Source organism: Flavobacterium sp. FlaQc-49 (assembly GCF_044005985.1).
GTDB classification, from domain to species: Bacteria; Bacteroidota; Bacteroidia; order Flavobacteriales; family Flavobacteriaceae; genus Flavobacterium; species Flavobacterium cupriresistens.
The window spans coordinates 543425-566615 of the sequence record NZ_JBIPCS010000002.1; the positions used below are offsets into that span (position 1 = coordinate 543425).

The 23191-nt window shown below is 34.8% G+C and carries 19 protein-coding genes and 1 tRNA gene; 6 read left to right on the forward strand and 14 right to left on the reverse strand.

The genetic code is table 11. The features are described 5' to 3' along the window. Window positions 1-101 precede the first annotated feature (101 nt). A complete protein-coding gene (locus tag ACHRV3_RS05580; protein WP_395433583.1) occupies window positions 102-1043 on the forward strand; it encodes a helix-turn-helix domain-containing protein in 942 nt (313 codons plus the stop codon). Window positions 1044-1807: 764 nt separating this feature from the next. Here the strand turns inward: ACHRV3_RS05580 and ACHRV3_RS05585 are convergent. Both ACHRV3_RS05585 and ACHRV3_RS05590 read right to left on the reverse strand, forming a co-directional pair. Beyond that, the gene (locus ACHRV3_RS05585) at window positions 1808-2677 is read right to left on the reverse strand and encodes a RimK family alpha-L-glutamate ligase (protein WP_395433584.1); all 870 of its coding nucleotides are present in this window, start codon (window positions 2675-2677) and stop codon (window positions 1808-1810) included. A 36-nt stretch (window positions 2678-2713) separates the two neighbouring features. Next, window positions 2714-3589, reverse strand: coding sequence for a DMT family transporter (locus ACHRV3_RS05590; RefSeq protein WP_395433585.1), 876 nt, complete (start codon window positions 3587-3589; stop codon window positions 2714-2716). A gap of 107 nt (window positions 3590-3696) precedes the next feature. Here ACHRV3_RS05590 and ACHRV3_RS05595 point away from each other — a divergent pair, with 107 nt between their 5' ends. Beyond that, window positions 3697-5109, forward strand: coding sequence for a PLP-dependent aminotransferase family protein (locus tag ACHRV3_RS05595; RefSeq protein ID WP_395433586.1), 1413 nt, complete (start codon window positions 3697-3699; stop codon window positions 5107-5109). 355 nt (window positions 5110-5464) lie between these two features. On the opposite strand, the gene ACHRV3_RS05600 is transcribed toward ACHRV3_RS05595, so the two are convergent. Beyond that, a complete protein-coding gene (locus tag ACHRV3_RS05600) occupies window positions 5465-6295 on the reverse strand; it encodes a M57 family metalloprotease (protein WP_047778167.1) in 831 nt (276 codons plus the stop codon). A 582-nt stretch (window positions 6296-6877) separates the two neighbouring features. Here ACHRV3_RS05600 and ACHRV3_RS05605 point away from each other — a divergent pair. Beyond that, complete coding sequence (locus ACHRV3_RS05605) at window positions 6878-9592, forward strand: S8 family peptidase (protein ID WP_395433587.1); 2715 nt, start codon at window positions 6878-6880, stop codon at window positions 9590-9592. Window positions 9593-9991: 399 nt separating this feature from the next. Here the strand turns inward: ACHRV3_RS05605 and ACHRV3_RS05610 are convergent, their stop codons facing one another. Genes ACHRV3_RS05610 through ACHRV3_RS05625 form a run of 4 tightly spaced genes read right to left on the reverse strand, consistent with a single transcriptional unit; the run spans window position 9992 to window position 16740 of the window. Next, window positions 9992-11134: a cytochrome-c peroxidase gene (locus ACHRV3_RS05610; protein ID WP_395433588.1), complete on the reverse strand. Its 1143-nt coding sequence runs from the start codon at window positions 11132-11134 to the stop codon at window positions 9992-9994. 30 nt (window positions 11135-11164) lie between these two features. After that, window positions 11165-12676, reverse strand: a complete 1512-nt coding sequence (locus ACHRV3_RS05615) for a DUF6850 family outer membrane beta-barrel protein (RefSeq protein ID WP_395433589.1) — start codon at window positions 12674-12676, stop codon at window positions 11165-11167. Window positions 12677-12686: 10 nt separating this feature from the next. Next, complete coding sequence (locus tag ACHRV3_RS05620; RefSeq protein ID WP_395426803.1) at window positions 12687-13895, reverse strand: DUF4876 domain-containing protein; 1209 nt, start codon at window positions 13893-13895, stop codon at window positions 12687-12689. A 19-nt stretch (window positions 13896-13914) separates the two neighbouring features. Continuing rightward, window positions 13915-16740 (reverse strand): TonB-dependent receptor plug domain-containing protein, encoded by a 2826-nt coding sequence (locus tag ACHRV3_RS05625; protein ID WP_395433590.1) that lies wholly within the window; start codon window positions 16738-16740, stop codon window positions 13915-13917. A 317-nt stretch (window positions 16741-17057) separates the two neighbouring features. Between ACHRV3_RS05625 and ACHRV3_RS05630 the strand changes: the two genes are divergently transcribed. After that, window positions 17058-17145, forward strand: a tRNA-Ser gene (locus ACHRV3_RS05630). Between the two features lie 260 nt (window positions 17146-17405). Continuing rightward, on the forward strand, window positions 17406-18626 hold the full coding sequence (locus tag ACHRV3_RS05635) for a phage integrase SAM-like domain-containing protein (RefSeq protein WP_395433591.1): 1221 nt from the start codon (window positions 17406-17408) through the stop codon (window positions 18624-18626). A gap of 121 nt (window positions 18627-18747) precedes the next feature. Here ACHRV3_RS05635 and ACHRV3_RS05640 read toward each other — a convergent pair whose 3' ends face one another. Genes ACHRV3_RS05640 through traN form a run of 6 tightly spaced genes read right to left on the reverse strand, consistent with a single transcriptional unit; the run spans window position 18748 to window position 22318 of the window. Continuing rightward, window positions 18748-19038 carry a helix-turn-helix domain-containing protein gene (locus tag ACHRV3_RS05640; RefSeq protein WP_315246572.1) on the reverse strand — a complete coding sequence of 97 codons (291 nt, stop codon included), beginning with the start codon at window positions 19036-19038 and terminating at the stop codon, window positions 18748-18750. 34 nt (window positions 19039-19072) lie between these two features. Next, the gene (locus ACHRV3_RS05645; RefSeq protein ID WP_395433592.1) at window positions 19073-19531 is read right to left on the reverse strand and encodes a hypothetical protein; all 459 of its coding nucleotides are present in this window, start codon (window positions 19529-19531) and stop codon (window positions 19073-19075) included. A 21-nt stretch (window positions 19532-19552) separates the two neighbouring features. Continuing rightward, on the reverse strand, window positions 19553-19837 hold the full coding sequence (locus ACHRV3_RS05650) for a hypothetical protein (protein ID WP_073409904.1): 285 nt from the start codon (window positions 19835-19837) through the stop codon (window positions 19553-19555). Window positions 19838-19851: 14 nt separating this feature from the next. Then, the gene (locus ACHRV3_RS05655) at window positions 19852-20907 is read right to left on the reverse strand and encodes a hypothetical protein (protein WP_395433593.1); all 1056 of its coding nucleotides are present in this window, start codon (window positions 20905-20907) and stop codon (window positions 19852-19854) included. Window positions 20908-20916: 9 nt separating this feature from the next. Further along, window positions 20917-21714, reverse strand: a complete 798-nt coding sequence (locus ACHRV3_RS05660; RefSeq protein WP_395433594.1) for a hypothetical protein — start codon at window positions 21712-21714, stop codon at window positions 20917-20919. Between the two features lie 28 nt (window positions 21715-21742). Continuing rightward, a complete protein-coding gene (traN, locus tag ACHRV3_RS05665) occupies window positions 21743-22318 on the reverse strand; it encodes a conjugative transposon protein TraN (RefSeq protein WP_395433595.1) in 576 nt (191 codons plus the stop codon). Here traN and ACHRV3_RS05670 point away from each other — a divergent pair. Next, the gene (locus ACHRV3_RS05670; RefSeq protein WP_395433596.1) at window positions 22310-22795 is read left to right on the forward strand and encodes an alpha/beta hydrolase family protein; all 486 of its coding nucleotides are present in this window, start codon (window positions 22310-22312) and stop codon (window positions 22793-22795) included. The genes traN and ACHRV3_RS05670 overlap by 9 nt on opposite strands. Before the next feature lie 57 nt (window positions 22796-22852). Here the strand turns inward: ACHRV3_RS05670 and ACHRV3_RS05675 are convergent, their stop codons facing one another. Next, window positions 22853-23149 carry a DUF6520 family protein gene (locus ACHRV3_RS05675; RefSeq protein WP_072974240.1) on the reverse strand — a complete coding sequence of 99 codons (297 nt, stop codon included), beginning with the start codon at window positions 23147-23149 and terminating at the stop codon, window positions 22853-22855. Between the last annotated feature and the right edge of the window lie 42 nt (window positions 23150-23191).

Below are 23191 nucleotides of genomic sequence, written 5' to 3' on the forward strand. Positions count from 1 at the left end.
AAGCTTTCTCAATTCGATATTTATTTTTATTCATTCTAAGTAAAAACAATAACTTTGTGCTCTAGAATGGGAATAGATTTTAAACAAATAGCTAAAAAGAAATGGTCTCTAATCAGAAAACTATCTCACTAGTACAAGAATTAAACAATAAAATAGGGATTGATATAAAACAATCTAAATTACAGTCGATAAACACAACATCATCATCTGTAAATCCATCTTATGGATGTGGGAAAATGTACACTTTTGAAACCAATGGCATTTTTCTGCACATTATAGATATTAAATTAAACAAATGTGTAGATATCGAATTCAACTGTAGTATGAATTCTCTTTTAGCCACTTATATTGTAAATGGTTACTGTTTGTTCAGGTTTAAAAACAATAAAACCGAAACGTTGTACAGACCTTTTATGCAATATCTTCAAATGACAAATGATTCTAATGCAATTGCTAAATTTGGAAAAGAAGAGTCTATTTATATCGTACAAATCGTCTTTTCGGAAGAATATATGAAAAAGTACAATCCTGTTTTCTTATACAATAATGCACAAACTATATTTAATAATACGATCCCGCAAGAAATTATAAGGTCGATTATTGAATTAGGAACGATCACCAAAAAAAAGCTGTGTTTCCATCTGTACATTGAGTCAAAATGTATCTCTTTATTGTCGAGTTTAATTGAAAGTTTTACAAGAGATGAATCGACCACACAAAACCAAAACCTCTATCTAAAATATGTCTATGATATTAAAAAATACATCGACAAAAACTTACATCTCAATCATACTTTAGACGAATTAAACAAAAGCACCGGAATTAGTAATTTCATTTTAAACAAAGAATTTTCAAGATTTACGGGAAAATCGGTAGCGAAATACATCAAATCAAAAAAAATGATTCTGGCCAAAGATCTTGTCACTAAAACTTCTTTGCCGGTTTATGAAATCGCAGATCGGATTGGGTACAAAAATGCTACTCATTTCTCCAATGCCTTTAAAAAACATTTTAAGACTTGCCCTAAAGATTATCAGGACTAATTTGTTCACGTTGCTAATTCTCTTATCCCTCAAAATCAAACGGATTTCAGCTTATTTTCTGAATTACGATAGTGCAAATATTTTTTAATATTAAAAGGTTCATTTTGAATAGCCTTCTGCTTTGGCCTGATGAGATTAGGTTAAGATGTTTTTTTTTACGCGGATTGTGCGGATTTTACTGATTCCGCGGATTTTTTTATTTCAATCCGCTAAAAACTGTGTGAGACTTTTTTTGATAATCCTTAACTTAGTGATATGTTTTCACGCGGATTCTGCGGATTTTTTTTATTTCAATCGCTAAAATCTGTGTGAGACTTTTTTTGATAATCCTTAACTTAGTGATATGTTTTCACGCAGATTCTGCAGATTCTGCGGATTTTTTTTCATTTCAATCCGCCAAAATCTGCGAAATCTGCGTGAGACTTTTTTTGATAATCCTTACTTAATGATATGTTTTCACGCAGATTCTGCAGATTCTGCGGATTTTTTTTATTTGAATCCGCTAAAATCTGTGTTAGACTTTTTTTGATAGTCCTTAACTTAATCCTATTAGCCTAAAATCAAATAGCACCTGACTCAAAAAGAATAATTAATTCCCAATTTGAATTAATTATACAACTATAAAAAGAGTAATTGTTGTTCAGTATCAAGATTAGCTCTGTCGCATCTACCCAGCTAAAAAGCTTAAATCAAAGATTCAAAAGGAATGCGGTTAACTTGCAGCCGCGACAGCACTCTATTCTTTAGGTTCTAGGAACCGGTTTTCATGAAATCAAAGCAATTAAAGCTTGATAATAATTTTCTAATAGTTTTTCATCTGCATTAAAAAACAGATAAGGTTCTATTAACTCTATTTCCATTAATTCGAAATTGTTATTTCTTATAACTCCGTCCACTCTTGCGTAGAGTACATGCTGTGGAAGGCTATTCACATATACTGCTGCTTGTTCTATATGTAATGTATTGGGTACTGGATAACTGATGTTACCACCATGATAATGTTGCACCCTAAAATCTCCTTTTTTAGGTGTTTTTAGTGAAGAATGACTGTACTTACCATTAAAAAAAAGGAATGACCACTCTCCATTTTTGATTTCATCGACGAACGGTTGTACGATATAATCTTGTTCTTTCAAGAGTTCATTAATTTCAAATAACCTCTCATCATAGTTTTTTTGATCTACTATTAAAGTGTTTTGTGCTCCTGCACTTACACAAGGTTTTACAACTAATTTATCGGTATTAAACTGACTAAAAAAATGATCGCTGAATACATGTCCCTTTTCTATATATTCGGCAGGAATTACACGAAGTCCTTTCTTTGCTATATCCTTAAGATAGCCTTTATGACTGTTCCATTTGATAATTTCTACCGGATTAAGGACTTTTACATTTAATTTGGTAATTTCATCCAACCAATTTAAAAATTCAGACAAATGGTTATGATAGTCCCAAGGTGATTTAATAGCCGCCACATCAAAACTGGTCCAATCAACATTTTCATCATTCCATATGGTTGGTACCACATTCAATCCCTTTTTTACTAAGAAATCAATTAATTCCGCATCCTCGTCATTAGTGACCCCTTGAGCAAATTTTTCTTGTTTTTTGTACCCTACTATTGCAATTTTCATATTCCTGTTTATTTATTTTAAAAAATGTTTCTACTTTTATTTTACAAATTTCTTGGTGCCCGCAACACACAAGATTATCCCCAGCGTAACTCCAAGCATACTCATGCTTACTTTTTCGTTAAGCAATGAAGCGGCCAATGTCAGACCCAAAAAAGGTTGTAGTAACTGCAATTGTCCTACCGTTGCGGTACCTCCCTGAGCCAAACCGCGATACCAAAAAACGAAGCCAACAAACATACTAAATACCGATACGTACCCCAGACTTAACCAGGCACTCCCGCTAATCCCCTCATACGATGACGGTATATAGAAAAACAGTAACGGTACCATAACGGGTAATGAAAGTAATAATGCCCAGGATATTACCTGCCACCCGCCTAGTGCTTTTGTGAGTTTAGCTCCCTCTGCATACCCCAATGCACAAAGAATAATAGCGGCAACCATAAGCAAATCACCTAAGAGAGAAGTTGTAAGTCCTTGAGCTGCTGCATAACCTATAACAAGCAAACTGCCCATGATGGAGAAAAGCCAGAATATAGGCAGTGGACGTTCACCGCCACGAATAATACCAAAAACAGCTGTTGCAATAGGCAGTAGCCCTATAAAAACCAATGAATGCGCTGAAGTAATATGTTGTAATGCCAATGCAGCTAACAAAGGAAACCCTACCACAACACCAACGGCAATAATAGCCAGAGGTAAAATCTGTTTCTTCGTTGGTATTTTTGCCTTAAAGAACAGCAAAACAACAAGAGCCAATATTCCTGCAATTGTAGCTCTCGCAGTTGTTAAGAATATTGGATTAAATTCCAAAACCGCTATTCTTGTTGCCGGTAACGACCCGCTAAACAATACTACACCGATGAAACCGTTAAACCATCCTTGCGATTTATTATATTTTATTTTTTGCATCCGTTTTTCTTTTGTTGTCTATTATTGTGAAGCAAAGTTCGACAAACAGCAACGATAAAAACAGTCACAGTTTTTGATATATCAATAGACACAGTTAGATTTGCATTATGAAAGAAGATTTTTTATATAACCGAATCGCTCAAAATATTGCCAACAAAATTAAGACCGGAGTTTTGAAGGCCGGTGAAAAATTACCGTCGGTAAGAATACTGAGTAAAGAGCATGGAATAAGTATTAATACTTCCAAAAAAGTTTTTCTTGAATTAGAATCTCAATCGTTAATACAGTCGAAACCGCAGTCGGGCTATTTTGTAAGTCCGTTACATTATTTAAAATTGCCATTGCCTGAAACAAGTAAACCTAGTCTTGTTGCTGATAACAGAGAGCCTAATGAACTTATTGATCGTGTTTACTCGAATATGGGCAACCATGAATTAACTCTTTTTTCAATCGGCGTACCTTCTGGCAATCTTTTACCTTTGGCAAAATTGAAAAAAGAAATTGTACTCGCAACAAAGTCACTAAAAGATGGCGGAACCGAATATGAATCTTTGTTGGGTAATCTAAAACTGAGAAGAATGATTGCTGTCCGCTCACTGGCTTGGGGCGGAGCATTAAAAGAAACGGATTTAATAACCACCAACGGCTGCATGAATTCGATAGCTTTATGTCTGATGGCATTGACTAAACCGGGTGATACCATCGCATTAGAAAGTCCTTGTTACCCTGGCATATTGCAGCTTGCGGTGAGTATGGGTTTGAAAGTATTAGAAGTTGCAACACATCCTGTTTTGGGAATAGATATTGATGCATTTGAACAGTTATTACCTGAAATAAACATTTGCTTGCTGGTTCCAAATTTTAATACTCCTTTGGGGTATTGTATGTCTGATGAGAACAAAAAAAGAATTGTAACCCTTCTTGAAAAATATAACATTCCGCTTATTGAAGATGATACTTACGGTGACCTTTATTTTGGTACTGAAAGGCCTAAATGTTGCAAATCTTTTGATACAACCGGGAATGTTTTATGGTGTAGTTCTGTTTCTAAAACCCTGGCACCCGGTTATCGTGCCGGTTGGGTCGCACCGGGTAAATACAAAGACCAAATAATAAAATTAAAACTTATACACTCCATATCTTCCTCCGCTATAATCCACGAAGCGGTTGGGAATTTTTTAATGACAGGCAGACATGATAATCATCTTCGTCGTTTGCGAAAGATTTTACAGCAAAATTATCAACATTATGCGCTTGCTATCGTTGAATATTTTCCCTTAGGAACAAAGATAAGCAGGCCACAAGGCGGTCTTACCTTATGGATTGAGTTTCCGGAAGAAATTGACACCACAGAACTTTATAATCATGCCTTAAAGAATAAAATAAGCATTGCACCGGGAAGGATGTTTTCTTTACAAAATCAATTTCAAAATTGTATGCGCCTTTGTATGGGTTTGCCGTGGACTGAAGATTTGAAATTAAAATTAAAACAACTTGGAAATTTAGCTAAAATGGTATAAGCTACTGCATTGCAGCTACCAACAACCTGAACCTGATTCTAAAAAAAACAAGCCATTTTATAATCAAGTTCGAAGGTTGCGGATAAAAAAAATCTCGCAAAGACGCAGAGTCGCAAAGTTAAAAAATCAGAATAAAAACTTGGCGACCCTGCGTCTTTGCGAGAAATAACACTTTGAAAATCGACAACAAAACAAACCTCAATAGCTGTTAAATCTAATAACAGAGCAGATTTACACAAATTACTCCTCGACTCTTGAAACTGATTCCAATTTTAGAAACAGATACAAAAAAAAGGCTGTTTCAAATTAATGAAACAGCCTTTTATATTCTGTAAAAAGAGCCCTAATTTAATTTTTAATATAAATAATTCAGAGCTGTAACGTCGTTACTATTGAAAGCTCCGGTCTCATTTGAACCGAAACAAGCTCTCATATAAGAAGTTGAATCATATCCTGTAGGAGTTCCCGGAATATGAATTGCTCCAACACCAGCTGTTCCTTCATTTGAATTCTGTCCACAGCTTTGACGGCTAAAATAGTCCGTATGACGTAAACCAATACAGTGACCAATTTCGTGCGCAGCTACGTGTGCATTAACATTTGTAGAATAACTTTCTAATCCTGAATATAAAGTAACAGAATTAAAAGGTGCTCCTCCTGAAGGGAAACCAGCTACTCCACCGGCACCTCCAACTTGTCTTCTTACAACAATGTTTGCACCTGAAGTACTTGAGCTAAAAGTTAGTGTAAAGTTAATAGACAATCCTAAATTATTGTATCTGTTTATAGCCGCTTGTAATCCAGCGCGCATGTTTGTAGTCAGAGCAGTTGTGCCTGTTCCTGACAATCCAACAACTTTAATAGTTCTTGGAGCAGATACTAAATTAGTCGTGCGGTATTGTTCTGTTGTAATACCACCGTGAATATCCATTTTGTTTAATTGATCTTGTGTTATAACAATATCTCCTTCGACCAAGAATGCATCTTCAGTTGTACCATCTAACTTCGTATTCTTAATCGCCTGAACATCTGTATTGTTTAATGCAAGTGCACTAATTTTTTTCAACACTTCTGGTGTTACTTTAAGAGATTCTTGATTTGCTTGTTTTGTCTCATCTTCTTTGTTACAAGAGAACAGCGTTAACGCTATAAACGATAAGGCTAAAATTGTTTTTATTTTTTTCATTTAAAAGGGGTTTTGGTTAGTAAAATAAGCTAATATTATAGGGGTTTTTACAAAATATTCGTACTATTTACTGCCAAATCTATATAATTTTACTATTAAAATACTCATAAAAACAATAATTTAACAAAATTAATACTTTTTGTTAAATTATTTTGTTATTATTTTTAATAATATTTATCTGATTATTCCCGCAAGCCCAGTAAAACCAATAATTAAATATAAATCAGCGCGTTACAATAAAAAATAGTACACACTGGCATCCATCTTCAATTTTGTTAAATTGAGTCCTAAAAATGATTTTGCAATTTTTTATTCCATTTAAAATGAAAAAAGGGTACTAAAAAGAGTATTTTACTCTTACAAATTTGGAAGATTCTTGACGAAATAAAAACTCATAAAAATTTTACAAATATTTTAATAACTTTGACTTATCAACAAGAGATAAACATTTCAAATAGAAATCGTTAAGAACCAATTTTATTTTTGCTTTATCTAAATTAAGAGGTGATGAGCGGTCACAGTAGTCGATTTTTTGTCTAACACGGATAAAAATGACTAAAACTCCCCAAACAACTACAGTAAATGAAGACACAAATTACCTTCCTCCTTTTTATGATAACAACAATTTGTTTCGCTCAAAGTCCTGAGAAATGGAAACACTACATCAAAAAAGAAAAGGAAATAAAATTTGAGAAATATTACTTTACAACTTTAGAAAATGCACAGCAGAACAAATACAAGATTGTAAAAAAACTGGATAGCGCTTTTTGTATTGTTGAAAATGAAAATTTAAAATCTAATCCGTCTTTAAAAAAAACACTTCCAGTTACTAATTTATGGAAATTACCTTCCAATTTTTCAAATCATAAAAAAGACAAACCGTACATTATAGCGACTGATACCATCGAATCGCTGCTTGCTGATTTGAAATCAAGGCACATTTCTGATGTCAAAATACTGGATACCAATCTGGTCATCATAAAAAGTGATTCCAAAAAAATTATTGAGGAGATTATCGATTTAAACAGTGTGTCTTCCATTTCGCAAGAATCGTTACAACCAAAAGGCGAATCTAAAATAACAGATCAAAATTTCAGCATCAATTCTATCAATAAAGCCAATGCTAATTTCCCTCTTTTAACTGGCGAAAATCAAATTGTAGGAATCAAAGATGATTTTTTTGATGTAAATGATGTTGATCTATTAAGTAAACACGTTCCTTCCTCAACACAATCTGCCACGGTATCAAGCCACGCAACTGCCATGGCCACTATCGTTTCGGGATTGGGAAATAGTTCTGCCTTAGGAAAAGGAGTCGCTCAAAAAGCGAAGATACAATCGTCAGATTTTTTGAATATCTATCCTGATGAAATAACTACTTTACAAGGTGTTACCACTCAAAATCACTCGTATGGGACCGTGATTGAGAATTTTTATGGTTCACTCGCTAATGCTTATGACGCTCAATTATTCGCAAATACTAATTTGACGCATTGTTTTTCCTCCGGCAATAGTGGGCTCGAAGGATATAAATCTATTACGGGTAATTTCAAGCAATCCAAAAATAGTATCATGTTGGGTTGTATTGATCAAAACGAGATAATTATGTCGTTCTCGTCAAAAGGCCCGGCTTATGATGGCCGAATAAAACCGGAACTCGTAGCCTTTAGCACACAAGGAACTTCAAATTCAACAGCAGTGGCGACAGGAATTATTACGCTTATGAAACAACATTATAAAACCATAAACAATACCGCTCTGACGAATACACTAACAAAAGCAATCATAATTAACAGTGCAAAAGATTTAGGCAATGTGGGTCCGGATTTCACCTATGGTTACGGCAATATCAACGCTGATAAATGTCTGAAAACGATCAGCGAAAATAGAATTATTTCGGGTAATTTAACATCAGGTCAGACCAATTCGCACAACATCACGCTTCCATTAAATGCAAAAAACTTAAAAATCACAGTAGTCTGGAACGATTTGGCAGCTTCCATCAATACTAACATCAGTTTGGTAAATGATTTAGACCTAGCAGTTATTTCGGCCGACAACACTACTTTTTTACCCTGGATTCTTAATCCCGATGCTCCTCAACAACTCGCTACAAGAGGAAAAGACAAACTCAATAACGTAGAACAAGTGACTGTTGAAAACCCCGCAGCAGGCCTCTACACTATTACTGTTAATGGTGCATACATCTCCAATACGTCTCAGGATTATAGCATTGCCTACGAATATGAATTACAAAATCAATTTGAATGGAATTACCCGGTCAACAATGATAATTTTCCTTATGATGGAAAAACTATTTCCCCTTTCAAATGGAATTCTTCTTTTTCCGGTAGCCCCGGTCAATTGTCAATTAGTTACGATAATGGACAGACTTGGGAAATAATCGCAAATGGTATAAATCTGGCTAGTGAACAATTTACTTTTACTCCAACAGAACAAAAATTCTCAAAAGCAAAATTAAAAATGACCATTAACACTACCGACTACATTTCGGATACCTTTACAATCTCTTATGATTTAAATATCAGTACCAGTCTAGTTTGTGATGGCACAACCGAAATTAATTGGGACAAACCTGCCAATGTTACTACATTTAATATTTACCAACTGGCAGGTGATCAATTGGAATTTAAAGAACAAACAACAAAAACCAGTTATGTTTATACGGATGAAAAAATTCACACCATTATTCCTGTATTTGACAATAGCGAAGGAATAAAAAGTGAGTCAACCCTACAGTATGCTAAAAACTCCAATTGTTATTTTGAATTGACTTTGGCGGAAGTTTTTGAAGAAGACAAAGTTAAAATTAGTGCCAGTCTTTTTAGTTTGTACAATATCAAAAGAATAGAGTTGGTAAAACTAAATAATACTGCTGAAAGTATTATTAGTACACTAGATGATATCAACTCGAAAACATTCTCTTTTTTAGATGGCGCTCCAATAAAAGGCAGCAATAAGTATAAAATAAATATAATTTTAGAAAACAATACGGTAATAAGTTCCCTAATTCTTGATACTAATTATCTAGGCAATGATTCGTTTTTTGTCCACCCCACACTGCTAAGAAAAAATGAAGAATTAAATATTGAAGCCAAAAAAGAGGAAACCGCCACTTTTTATTTGTATAATATGAGTGGACAAAATACTTTTACTTCCTCATTACTTTCTAAAACCAATAGCTTCAATCTGAAAAATACGGCTTCAGGAATTTATATCTACAAAATAGTAACCAATTCAGGCCAAACACAAACCGGTAAAATTGCCGTTTTTTAAGCTATTCGCAAATATGTTTTTTAAGAAAATCAAACACCAATATTCCCCAGTTCAAAGAAAAAAATCCATTTAATTCTATCTAACTATTTTTAAGTTATTAAAAACAAGCTGTTTAGATTCCTCGTTTTCATGACCTACTTCATAATTTTACCACGAATTTCACCAATTGGCACGAATTATTTTTTTGCCACTGATTAAAATGATTTACACAGATTTTGTAAATCCTTTTAATCCTTTAATCTGTGGCTTTCTTTGCTCATAGGCCTGTAAATAATGCTAAAATAAAATAGCACGCAGATTTAGCAGATTTGGCGGATTTTTGCAAAAACACTGCTAAAAAAAATCTGCTCAATCTGCCAGATCTGCGTGAAAAAAAACATACCTTTTTAATCTATTTCTTTATCTCGGTATTTCGGGGCGTTCCATTTTGTATTGTCTGCCCGATAAGGTTTTAATAAACGAAACCAGGGAAACGATTTCATCATCCGTCAGATTCAGGGGCTGCATCAACACATCGGTTTTTGGAAAAAAAGGATCTGCTGCTTTTTCATTTTCATCGGGATCAATCATGTGCATTCCGCTATTGTACATATTCACAACTCCCGTGATATTATCAAACAAACCGTTATGCATCCACGGGCCCGTATACATGACATCCCGCAGAGAAGGGGTTCTGAATTTCCCAACATCTTCTGCTTTTTTGGTAATAGCAAAGAGTCCTAAATCTTCATACTCCCTTTTGTAATACGTAAGTCCTATATTATGAAAGGATTCATCCGTAAAATACTTCCCCGAATGACAATTCATACAACGTGCCTTGGTACGAAAAAGGTGTAGTCCCTCGATTTCCTGATCCGATAACTGACTGTAGTCGCCATCTATAAAAGCATCAAAACGGCTTCTTTTACTTTGTATTGTTTTTTGAAAATCGGCCAATGCATGCAGAATTTTGTCGTAGGTAATCGTACTACTGCCGTATGCCTTTTGAAATAAAACAGCATAACCCTTAACTTTTGCCAGCTTTTTAGCCAGACTTTTAGATTCCATATTCATCTCATGGTGGGCTGTAATCGGGCCTTGCGCCTGCTCTTCTAAAGTAGTAGCCCTGCCATCCCAAAAGAAAGATTTTCTGGCTCCAATGTTGTACAAAGAAGGCGTATTTCTTTTCCCACGCAAATGATCATTACCAAGTGACACTTCTCTTGCATCACCCCAAGCTAGCTCAGGATCATGACAACTACTACAGGAAATTTGATTGGAACCGGAGAGTTTTGGATCAAAAAAAAGCATCTGACCTAAAACAACTTTAGGATCGTCTCTGGTTTCGTAATAATTGGTATCAACAGCCAGCGATTCAAATTCCTGCCAAAGAACATCCTTATCGACATTCGGTTTTGGCCATTCCTTTACCGGTTTACTATACAGTTCACGCCAGCTCGAACTTGTAATTGTTTCACTAAGCCTGACACCGAAACTCAATAGTGAGTACACAATACCAATAGAGAAAATAAATAAAAATAGTTTTAGTGAAATAGACTTCATTATAAAGTAATAGAAAATTTGTACTATCGGCTAAAATGTCAAACCCAATGACATTTGACCATAAGTATTGTTTATGTTTTTAGAATAATTATAATAATCCAGATCTGCTTTGATAAAAAAGTTAAGATCTGCCTGATATTTATAATCCCATCGTACTGTACCGTTTATTTTGGTGTAAGCAGCCGATAAATAAGCGAAATTATGATCCAGCATTTCAAAAATCTGATTTGTTTTTGTGCGATCCGTTAATTTCATTTTTGCATCCAAAGCCCAACTGTATTCAAAGGAACTTGATACACTGATTAGGGATTGTGCCAAAAGTTTTGATATTGAAAAATCCAATTTACCTATACCTTGCTGAATATCGATAGTTCTGAGCGGATCGATGTATTTTTCTGCCGTATTTTTCAAATTAAAACTTGGTGCAACAGACCATGATACTTCAGGATTCGGAACATAATACAATCCCGAAAACACAACCGATGCAACTTCATTTGTATATTTAGTATATTCCGATATTTTGACATAGGATGTTGTGGTTTGGTTGTCAAATATATTTTCTGTTCCTGCACGATCTGTATACGAAACACCAATTTTTGCACCCCAAACCTGCTCTTCTGTTTTTTTCAAATAAGAAGCCTCTCCTTCAAAACGCTGCTCTGCAATACCCGATGCAATAAGATTTTGAAATTCGGTCATTATCTTTTCATAATCAAAATGATTGTATCCTATTGATAGCGCAAAACCATTTCGATCTTTTGGGAAGAACTGTACATTTGCTCCATACCCCTTTCCATCATAAAAAGAACTCAATTTATTTCCCGTAAGCAAATTATTGTATACGCCAAGCCCTGTCATATGATACACTGCCGGAGCACCTAACTCGCTAAAGAATTTCAAATTATTAGACTGCGTGTATTTTTGGACATTAAAAGACGTTCCAATCGCATAATGATCTCCAATATTTCCTGAAATCCCGGCCACTACTTTTAGATCCGAAACTGTATTTTTGGGTCTGGGATCTATATCGCGGTATTCCAGTAAGGCGCGGTATTCTGCTGCAATTCCAAGAGTCATTTTTCGGAAAGCTTTAGCATAACCTCCTTTAAAAGAATATTCTTCATACGAAAGATCCCCTCCAATAGAATCGGCCGTTACATAAGGATATATGATTTGATAATCTGAGCTTTCGTTCCATTGGACATTTTTACGTCGGCCATTCTTATAGGACGCATTTCCAAAAACGGTGTTTTCAGAATCAATCTTATAATACGATTGTGCCTTAATAAGAAACTGACGAATACCATTTCCTAGCTGTTCTAAATTGGCTTGCTGAGAGGCCGTGCTATAACTAGCACCGAATTCAGATAAAGAATATCGGTACGCAAATTGTTGGTTCGCCGGATTACTGGAAAATACATTAGAAAAATTGCTTGGGGGAGCTAAATTTTCACGAATACGAATCAGTACCGAAGTGCTGTCTTGCGCGTACATAATACCTGAACCAAAAAGAACAAATAGAAAAAGGGAACGAAAACTCATGATTATTGTATTAATTCATTAAAGAAGGTTTAACCTCAGGGCTAAAATCTAAGGTAGAATTATTGGTATCCTTCAATATTTTTTTTCCGTTTGAAGCGCTTGAAAGCACTTTACGACGAACACTTTTACCATAACGGCTTTGATCTGCATCAACTTTTCCGCAATAGGTCCATCCCATATCTAAAGTCGGAGCAGTAACAATCCATTGAAATTCTGATTGAACACTTAAATTTACAGCATCGATAATCCAGGTATTTGGTATTGAATAAACGCTCTCTCCCATTGGATAACTTTCACCACCAATTACCAGATTATATTCATAGTCGTACGTATTATTAGCCAGAAAAGCGTCTTTAGTTATGGGTAAACGCGCGATAACAAAACTTTTAAAACCTCTGTTGTGAATAACCATTGAGGAGAATAAATTCTCCATATTTGGAACAGCCGGATTATCTACATCATCTGCATCTTCTGTATAAAACTCGAAAGCAGCAGTTCTCATATCAATCGAAGCTGAATTGTATTCTTTATGATTGATCGCATCTTCAGCAATAATAAAAAATTCACCCGGAGCAATTGGATAAGTTGTCCCCTTACCCGGAACGATAGCAATATTGGATGCCGCAAATGACTGTGCCATAATATTTGGAGTATAAGCTTGTTTGTCAGTCGTCATAAATTCTGACTGTGCAATCATTAATCCATCGGCGTATAATACTTTGTCTGTATTGTTGTAAATCTTAAAGTATTTATCTCCCCAATATTGTTTCCCTTCAGGAGTTTTGGTTCCTGTAAAAAATACTTCTTCGATGATAAAATCAGATTGTGTTGTTTTCAAGAAAAGATTTAAAGAAACCGCCGCGGTCTGACCGGTAATAACAACCGATTTATTGTAACCGCTAACAGAAGCTTCGGCAGTACTTCCGTCCGCCGCGTAACGAATTTTTCCATCAACAGCAATTTCATAAGACCCTTCACTCAATGTGATAGCAAGTTTATTATTGACAAATGAAGTGCTTTGAGTTACTTTACCGGTATTCAATTCTTTAAAAGAAATCGAAAGATCAGAAAATGAAACACCGCTTAAATCCTCAGGATTAACAAGCGTTAAAGCTATATTGGTCTGTTTATCGCTATAAGTATCATCCTCTTTTGAACAGGATTGTAATAGGGCCATTACGGCTATTGTTAGATAAACGGGGAGTAATTTAATTTTCATGATTGTTTATTATTTGTTGTTAAAAATTCAAGTTTAATTCCATTCCGAAATAAGGAGACGTTAGCCCTCTTCGCTCTATCTTCTGGCCATTGATTTCATAATTTTGATAGTAGCTGAATAGTCGGTTAACGAACATGGAAATTCTAATTCTCTTATAAAAATCTTTCGAGACTTTCAGGTTCATATTCATCGACATGGGGATGGTTCTTTTTTGAAATAAGGCATCATTGTATTTGATATCCAACCATTGCAAAATCGGATCTGATTTATCCCCCTCGAGATAAGGATGCTGTTTTCCGGAAGGATCAATATAAGCAACAGGTGTCCCGTTCATTGGTAAAGCCTGATCACTTCTAAAACACATAAATTGAAACGAACTCGAAAACTCTAACCCCAGTGAAGGAACATAGGTATCCACAATCAAGTTTGCATTTAACTGTTGTTTTTCAGAACCGTCATCCCATTGATAAAGACCTATGTAAGGAAGTCTCTTTCCGTCGATAATGATCTCTTTCTGTCCGCTTTTATAAACAGGGCTGCTATTGGTATAAGTAGTCTTAAACCAGGCACCATTTACGGTAAATCTTGTATTAATCGAAGTAAAACGTTTTGACGAAAATTGAAACTCAACCCCACTCTTCAGCAACTTACTACCATTATTAGTACTGTTGTAGGCCGTTAATAAAGTATCCATCACAAAACTCATTTGAGCAAGATCAGGCTGTGAGGTTAATGTATTTGGATCAATAGAGCTGCTATCGTATTTTTTATACGAAAGAGCCTGATATCGGGAACTGTTTCGAAATCCGGAGTTTAAGTTTTCCTTAAAAAAAGTAGCCGAAAATCGATTATTGTCATACGAAAAATCAGCCCTAACCTCCCATTTTTTATTCACCGCCGGTGCCAAATCATAATTAACAGCAGACGTTTTATAAGTCATTAAATTGATTCTTCTGTATTCGAGTGTATTATGATAATAGTTCAATTGTACTAAATCATTATAAACAAAATCAGGATAAAGCTGAGCCAAAGTTGGAAACTTAGTATACTGTCCGATTCCGGCAGTTAATTCAGCTCTCAGTGCCCGATTCCCTATTTTGAAAGACGGAAATACCCATTGTGCGTTGATTCGCGGATCAAAATAATACTTACCTTGAATTGCATAAGCGGATGATATATTTAATAATGACGTAGCCCTAAGCCCTGCCGCAACATTCAATTCATGAGCTGCAATCGGAATTTTAACGGCATCTTCCGCAAAAAAAGAAATATCTGTGCTTGCCGGAATATCTTTGTAAGATCTTGGACGTGTTGTCATTTCAGGCGATGGCGGATGATTGGTATCATAAACCTGACCTTTCCCGTTATTTTTAGAATACGTCCATTCTGAACCCATTTTTAAAGTCTGTTGCATTCCAAATAAAGGAATTTCAAAATCACCCATTACTTTTAAAAAAGCATCGAATGGTTTTCCGTCTACTTCAAGATTTGAAATGTACTGCGGCGTTAAAAAAATACCATCTGATTCTCCTTGTTCCGTGTTATTCGGAATTGCAGTTGCACTAGAAACCTGTACCCACTTGGTCTGCCTAATCTTATCAAATTGCTGTCCAACCGATGCGGAGGTATGAATCGATTTCAAGAAACGCGATCTTTTGAAATTTATATCCAAAGAATTCGCAAACGAAAACCGATTAAAATCTGAACTATAGCGGTCTACTTTTGCATAACCAATATCCGGATCGGTTTTTTCATTATCCATTGAACCGCTGTAATCTAAACTCGAATCCCATTGAAACAACTGAGAATCGTTCTCCCATGTTTTTTGTGTCCGAATCGATGTTGTGATTCTTTTGTAATTCTCAAAACTATTTCTAGGATCCGGTTTTGCATCTAAATAATCAAGACCAACATTTAAAACGAATCGTTTTTCTTGCGATTCAAAACCTTTTCCAACATAATATAATTTACTGAATTCGTCTGCTTTAAACCTTGATTCCCAATTACTACGGCCTCTTTTCCGCTGAATTTTAATAAGTCCACTTGTTAAATCACCATATTCGACAGAAGGAATCCCTCTGACAATTTCTACTTTCTCAATTTGATCTGTCGAAATAGAACGCATATCTACTCCTTTTGATGTTATATTTCTGCGCGTATTGGCATAACCTGAACCTGGTGTAATCTGCATAGTAGGTCCGGTTGTAAATTGCAAGTTCGAATCTGTGTTAATGGGAATTCCGTCAACTACAAAAGAAGTTCCGAGAGAAGAAATATCATAATTAGAATCGGCAGTTCCAACTTCTCTTAATTTGATATGATTTGAAGCATTAAATACAGGATCCTTTGATCGTCCACCGGGCAGCAATTCCAATAAATCTGTAAAACTTGACGGTTGCAAATGCTGCATTGCTTTTTTGTCAATAATAGAAGTACTGGTCATACCGCGTGATTCGACTGCTGTAATAACAACTTCGTTTAACTCAATACTTAAAGGAATCAATTCCAAAGTCAGATGCTGACCCGTTGTAAGTTCCAGCGTCTTTTCAAGAACTTCATAACCTTTATGGGATAGTTTTATCTTGAATTTACCATTTGGAATGGATTTTAGAAAGACAACACCAAAATCATCTGACTGTATCTCATATTGCTGAAATACTCCTTCCACAGTTACCAGAACTCCTTTTATAGGTAATTTACTTTCCGCATCCTTAACAATAAGCTGAGGAGTTACTTTATCAACATTTTGAGTAAAAACAATATTAGAAACTAAGAAGAGCACTAAAAGAATGATGAATTTAATCCTTTTACTAAGTAGTATTGTGAGACTATTATAAGAAGTCATTGCATTGTATTTGTGGCGGCAGCTATAAAATATATAACAGAAAGGCGATTAAAAGTTGCAAATATAACCTAATTTAGACTAATTAAAAATAATAAATTATAAAATTACCTGTTATTGCTTTCTATAGTGTCCCGAAAATACTATTATGAGATATAAAAGTTGTTCCGTTTAGCGCTAGATCACAGCAAACCAATATCTAAGGAATCCGAGTAATAATAAAATGCAGTTATTCTAAATAATTGGTTCAAAAAAAGTTTTTATAATCGAAAAAGCGTCTTATATTTGCACTCGCAATCAGCAAATGATAGCAACATACTGGAGAAATGGCAGAGCGGTCGAATGCGGCAGTCTTGAAAACTGTTGACTGTAACAGGTCCGGGGGTTCGAATCCCTCTTTCTCCGCCAGTAGAAGTTTCAGAAGAAACTTTAAAAGTCAAAAGCCTTTAAATACAAGTATTTAAAGGCTTTTTCGTTTTTTGTCACTTGTCAAAAAACACATATATTATCAAAGTACGGTGACCCTATGAGTGACCCCTATTTTTTTTCGCAAAAAAAAGCAAAAAAAGGGTCACTAAAAAAAGTGAATTGCCCGGGAATTCCTTGAAAACACTAGAAACTTTCAGCGATTTTAAATCAATTTGATTATTAATTTAAAATTGTGAGTTATGTTAAAAGTAATTTTTTATCTCAAAGCAGGTAAATTCAACAAAAGTGGAGAATCTCCAATTTATGCCCGTATTTCATACAAGAAGCAATCCATAACGATGGCGGCGGGTAAATCGATCTTAAAAGAAAGATGGCAATTTACTGACAACCTAAGAAGTGTTCTAAAACTTGAAAAAGAAAAGGTAATTAAGAATGCCCTGGATCTTTTTCTTCTTGGTATGGAGAAGAAGTTCAATGAACTTCTTAAAATCGATCAGGATTTTTCATTGCAATTACTTAAAGATGAATTTAAAGGAGAAACAGCCGTAAAGGAAGATTGTGTAAGCCTAATCGAAATTATGAAGAGGCATAATGAGTTCTTTAAAAGAAAGGTCGATGCCGGAGAGCGATCAAAGGCTTCCTACCAGAAATATGAACGTGCAAAAGATTTGCTTATCACATTTATGACAAAACAGTATGGAATACAAGATATTTCTTTGCCAGAAGTGAACAGTGCCTATGTTTACAGTCTTGAGGCTTTTCTTAAATATGACAGCAGTTTTAAAGGCAAAACAGGCATTCAAAATAACTCGGTAGTCAAATACATGCGCATGTACAAAACAGCATGTAAATACAGTATCAGAATGGGAATAATAGACAAAGACCCTTTTAATGTATATGATGGTAAACTGCATGTCACAGATGCTACATTTCTTACTCAGGAAGAATTAAATTTAATTGAAAACAAGAAATTTTCAGTTAAACGCCTAGAAAAGGTTAAAGATGTCTTTCTGTTTAGCTGTTATACGGGATATGCACCTGTAGATGCCGCTAATCTTACATCCAATAATATATCTTCGGATGGAAATGATAATCTTTGGATTATGACCAATAGGGCAAAAACAGCAATTAGGGCAAATGTCCCTATTCTTCCTCCCACCTTGGCGATTATTAATAAATACAGGAACATGCAAATTGGACTGATTCCAAAGTTATCTAATCAAAAAATGAACGCCTATCTAAAGGAAATTGCTGATTTGTGCGGTATTGATAAACACCTCACTTGGTATGTAGCGAGACATACGTTTGCAACAACCGTGACTTTAGGTAATGGAATAAGAATAGAGAATGTTTCTGCTATGATGGGACATACTAATATTAAACAGACACAGCATTATGCTAAGGTACTGGATAAAAATATTATGGAAGATATGTCAAAATTAAAACAAAAGTATACTTGAACAATTAGCCAATTAGACATTGACTACTATCAAAAAAGGCAAAAGAATTCACAATTGAATCCTTTTGCCTTTGTGTTAACGTCGTATATTATTTTGTTTGCAGATGTACAATCAATAATAATCACGGCTCATTTTCGCTAAGTATTTTTTCTATTTTGCTTGATTCATACAAATAAATATCTCCTAGCTTAGTATAAGGAAGTATACCCGTTTGACGGTATTTTATGATTGTATTATTTGAGAGTCCAAATATTTTCTTTAAATCTTCATTTCTATAATATCGCAAACTGTCTTTTGTATTGTTTCCTTTTATTTTTGAATCTATTTTTTCTAGTCTGGCATATAAAGGATCTAGCAATTGTTTGATTGCTACTATATAGGACATTTTAGTTTTATTACCTTCTTTAGACATAATAGTTAATTTTTAGTATTATAAATGATACAGATTACCAGCAAATTAATTTTTCTCTCCGTTTTTCAAGTATAACAATAATATTCTCAAGAAATCTTATTTGCTTGTCTTTATAGGTAAATCCTTTTGACTCAGAAAACTGTTTACTTATTGTATCTATGTTTGTTTGAAGCCCTGAATCTCCTATATATGTAAAATTATTTTCTATAAAAAGCTGAATTTTGCTTCTATTGCACTTTTGATTTCGATCATCAAAAAATAAAATTTTCTCATCCATAAGAATATAAAAAAGTTGTGCCAAATCGCTCTTGTTGAAATTAGAACTGCACTTCTCTCTTGTTAAGGCATTAAGTGACGAATTCCTTTTACCGAGGTTAGGATTATTTTTTTCTAAAAACCTTTCTATTTCTTGCATCCTCCCATACAATTTTGAAACCGCATCGGGAAGTTCTTCAAAAGCAAACTTCTTCATAACATAAACTTTTTTTGCCATTTTATTTCTTTATCAATGTCACTATGAATTGAAATAAATCGTACTCCTTTGGTTTCTATTGCGTTTTGGAAGATAACTTATATAACCATACTCATTTAGTTCACGCATGCATTTATGGTATGTTACAGGCCCGGTTATCTTAGCTAACTTCATAATTTCAGACCTATAGACTTCAATAGGGTTTACAAATCCCTTTTGCGTCCTAAATTGAAGTAATGCGGCATATATACCAATATGGGTAACACTGATACGGTAATCTTTTTCGATTGCCTTAAAGAAATCAGATAAAGGTTTTAGTGTTTTCATTCTATTTAAGTTTATCAGCTTATACGCATGCTATTCCTTTTCGAATATTTCTCCTGCTGGCTCTCACTCGTTTTTTGAATTTGCTTTACAGTTTCCATTGTTTTATTACCCAATGCAGTTGAGAGCGTTATTTTTCTCGAATGCTCATCATAAATATTTACCGATTTAAACTGAGGATTTGCTTCAATGTAAAACCGATGTTCATTTCCATTTTTAATCAAGGTTACAGGCAGCCGATTTCCTTGTTTTAAATCATTCTTTAATTTATCGGCTTGAGTTTTATTTGATAATTCCTTTAAAGGAAGTTGTTGTACAGCTTTTTCAAGATCGTAACCATACCCGGAATGAAATTCTTTGATTCTATGATTGCCACTAGCATCTTTGTCGTTAAGATCTAGTTGGATCCAAGTTTTTTCCTTTTGAACCGCTCGCCCTGCCAACAAATTATAAGCCTGTGTTGTGTCAACAGAATTTTCTTGCTCAACTTTGAAGTACTGATTCCTGTTTTCTTCAGGTTTTAACTCATTATGCAGACTAGCTTTATAACCCTCAAATTGATACTGTCCGCTTTGGTCTTTAACAAAGGACAACTCATGATCCAGTCGTTCTTTTTCGTTGACGTAATAGGAAACCGGAATAGTAAACTGCTCATGACCTTGTTTGATTTGTTGATCAATTTGATTTGACAAATCTCTAAAACCAATACGCTGCACTTGATCGCACAGCGCTTGGTTATTCTTCTGCTCTTCTTTTACATCCTTACGCACTGCAATTTGGTCTACCAGTGGTGCAATGATCAGTTTACGAATGAGTCTTACCAATAAATTAGGATAAAGCTGTTTTAGAATCTTGTTCTTTTCCTGCTTGAGCATCTGCAAAGCGAAACGTTCTTCCAAATTTTTTGTTCCCTTATACTTTGTTCCAATTCGCTCGTAATGATGCAGCTTTTCTTTAATCAGTGACCTATTGTTGGAAAGACTGAAATTAAACAGTTTACTAAAACGCTCTTCCCTGGAGCGCCACTGGTTCAATTCCATCTCTACTCTGTTTATGGGAAGTTGTTGGTTCATGATTACTAATTACATGGATTGACTTTTCTTTTTCTTCTTAGCTTCCTTTGGCACTTCTGGTCCATCATCATCAGCAGTTTGGTTTTGCTTTTTACTGCCTTGCTTTTCAGAAGCTTGCTGGGTTTCGGATTGCTTTTCTTCCTGAGCTTTACGATTGTCAATCCTTTTCATATTATTATCATAGATATTAATTGTTTTGAATTGCGGGCTGGCTTCAATATACTGCTTGATTTCATTACCTTCTTTTAAAAAAGTAGCGCTCTGCAGATTTCCTTTTTTCAAAGAATTTATCAAGTCTTCTTTGTATTTCGGGGTTTCCAGTTCTTTAATCGTATGTTTGGACAGTGCTACTTCTAAATCATAACCGTAATTTTGGTGGTAATGGTTTAGTTTAAAGTTTCCATTAGATTCGGATTGTTTGAAGTCCATTTGAACCCAAGAATTATAAACTTCCCCCTCTTTACTGGTGAGATCTTTATTTACCGATCTGCCTTCCATAAGATTGTAAGCCTCTTTCATGGTGATGTTGCTGCCTTTATTGATATAAAAGGTTTGCTCCAAATTTTCTTTGGAATTCTCTTTTTGCAATTCCACTTTATAAGAATTAAAGAAATACATATCGCTTTCTTTTGACTTATTGAAATTTAATGTAGCTGCAGCAGTATCATTACCATATTGCGTATTATGTGTCAAAGTAAAATTAGGTTCTTCTTTCTGCATTTTTTCTTTTAATTCAGATTCTAATGCATCTCCAAAACCAGTGTACTTTAACTGGTCGCGTAAGTATTCAAAATTTTTCTCGTTCATGATTTCAATTTTTTAATTATTAAATAGTTTATAATTTTGGAAGTACAGTAACCTGTACCAGTTTTGTATTCTTGACATGTTCTTCTAAATGTCTGCCGCCATTTTTCTCCATTAGCTGGATGGCTAAGTATTTTTTTTCCGGAATTGTAAATTTTGGTAGCGCAAATACAAAGATGTTTTCTGCTTCAGCTTCAATTTTATCAATATCATTCAGGACATAAATGGGCGTAATTTCAATTTCCTGTGAAGCAGTACGTTTTATTTTTTTAGTGTCGCGAATAAAAAAACGAAGCTGATCGATCTCATAATTGATTTTAGAATGGTTGGTTACTTTTATCCTGTAATACATAACCTCGTCACGAATAAAAATTCCGTTCAGCCTCAAATCAATATCGTATTTACTTTCCTTCTGGCCTCGCAGCTTTTTTTTGTCGTATAGCGCTAACTTTGAATATTCCTCAATATCCTGATCATTAATAATTTCATCTGAAAAATAAATTCCCTGTCCATCTGGCTTAGTTTTATTCAATGTAAGATTCAGTTGCGGGAAATCTTCATTATAATCCAGCACGAAAGAGTAGAGTTTACCGGGCTTATGGGACATTCTTTCGGCGGATATGAGACCGCTTTTACTATTACACAGACCCCTATGTTTGCTGCTGCAATTGCCAGTGGGGCGATAACGGACCTGGTAAGCCTTTATTATTCTGTCGGCAGATCTGGAAATCCGGAAATGTGGCGCTTTGAGGGCGAACAATGGAATATGGGTGGATCTCCACATGATATACCATCAAGCTATCATGCTAATTCACCTCTTCCAAATGCTGTAAATATTCAATCACCTCTACTGCTGTGGAGTGGTAAAAATGACAAGCAGGTAGACATACACCAGAGCCTGGAATTTTACCTGGCAATGCGCCGATTAAAGAAAAAAAGCATCATGCTTTTATATGCTGATGAAGGTCATGTTTTTACAAAACCAGACAATCAAAAAGACATTACGATACGCATGATAGAATGGTTTAATTACTTCTTGAAGGATGATCATTCCTATTCTTGGATTAACAAAGGAGTACAATAGAAATTTATATAAAAATGCAGTCCCAAATGGGACTGCATTCTTCCATGAAAACGAAAATTACTGACCATTTACAACACGATATAAAGGTTGAACACAATTGTTTTGGTCATCTTTTTCATAAGCAACAGGACCTGATGTTACGTTAAGACGACATAGCTGCGGCTTTTGAATGTTAGAGCAATCTATTGGTTCTTCTTCAGTACAGTCTCCATTTGAATCAGGAAAGTATCCTGGTCGAATGGCAAGGGTATCTGCTTTTGGCGAACTCTGCATGGAGGTAGTTGCAAAAGCTCCTGCCATTGCCAATAATACGGCAGCCACAGGCATTCCATTTTTTAAAAATAAACTTTTCATAATATTAAATTTAAAATTATAATTTGATCTACTTTTTCTACA

Bases quoted from the DNA above. Each gene is read 5' to 3' on its own strand.
- ACHRV3_RS05580 (WP_395433583.1), top strand. From the start codon at position 102: ATGGTCTCTAATCAGAAAACTATCTCACTAGTACAAGAATTAAACAAT.
- ACHRV3_RS05585 (WP_395433584.1), bottom strand. From the start codon at position 2,677: ATGAAAATTGCAATAGTAGGGTACAAAAAACAAGAAAAATTTGCTCAA.
- ACHRV3_RS05590 (WP_395433585.1), bottom strand. From the start codon at position 3,589: ATGCAAAAAATAAAATATAATAAATCGCAAGGATGGTTTAACGGTTTC.
- ACHRV3_RS05595 (WP_395433586.1), top strand. From the start codon at position 3,697: ATGAAAGAAGATTTTTTATATAACCGAATCGCTCAAAATATTGCCAAC.
- ACHRV3_RS05600 (WP_047778167.1), bottom strand. From the start codon at position 6,295: ATGAAAAAAATAAAAACAATTTTAGCCTTATCGTTTATAGCGTTAACG.
- ACHRV3_RS05605 (WP_395433587.1), top strand. From the start codon at position 6,878: ATGAAGACACAAATTACCTTCCTCCTTTTTATGATAACAACAATTTGT.
- ACHRV3_RS05610 (WP_395433588.1), bottom strand. From the start codon at position 11,134: ATGAAGTCTATTTCACTAAAACTATTTTTATTTATTTTCTCTATTGGT.
- ACHRV3_RS05615 (WP_395433589.1), bottom strand. From the start codon at position 12,676: ATGAGTTTTCGTTCCCTTTTTCTATTTGTTCTTTTTGGTTCAGGTATT.
- ACHRV3_RS05620 (WP_395426803.1), bottom strand. From the start codon at position 13,895: ATGAAAATTAAATTACTCCCCGTTTATCTAACAATAGCCGTAATGGCC.
- ACHRV3_RS05625 (WP_395433590.1), bottom strand. From the start codon at position 16,740: ATGACTTCTTATAATAGTCTCACAATACTACTTAGTAAAAGGATTAAA.
- ACHRV3_RS05635 (WP_395433591.1), top strand. From the start codon at position 17,406: ATGTTAAAAGTAATTTTTTATCTCAAAGCAGGTAAATTCAACAAAAGT.
- ACHRV3_RS05640 (WP_315246572.1), bottom strand. From the start codon at position 19,038: ATGTCTAAAGAAGGTAATAAAACTAAAATGTCCTATATAGTAGCAATC.
- ACHRV3_RS05645 (WP_395433592.1), bottom strand. From the start codon at position 19,531: ATGGCAAAAAAAGTTTATGTTATGAAGAAGTTTGCTTTTGAAGAACTT.
- ACHRV3_RS05650 (WP_073409904.1), bottom strand. From the start codon at position 19,837: ATGAAAACACTAAAACCTTTATCTGATTTCTTTAAGGCAATCGAAAAA.
- ACHRV3_RS05655 (WP_395433593.1), bottom strand. From the start codon at position 20,907: ATGAACCAACAACTTCCCATAAACAGAGTAGAGATGGAATTGAACCAG.
- ACHRV3_RS05660 (WP_395433594.1), bottom strand. From the start codon at position 21,714: ATGAACGAGAAAAATTTTGAATACTTACGCGACCAGTTAAAGTACACT.
- ACHRV3_RS05670 (WP_395433596.1), top strand. From the start codon at position 22,310: ATGGGACATTCTTTCGGCGGATATGAGACCGCTTTTACTATTACACAG.
- traN (WP_395433595.1), bottom strand. From the start codon at position 22,318: ATGTCCCATAAGCCCGGTAAACTCTACTCTTTCGTGCTGGATTATAAT.
- ACHRV3_RS05675 (WP_072974240.1), bottom strand. From the start codon at position 23,149: ATGAAAAGTTTATTTTTAAAAAATGGAATGCCTGTGGCTGCCGTATTA.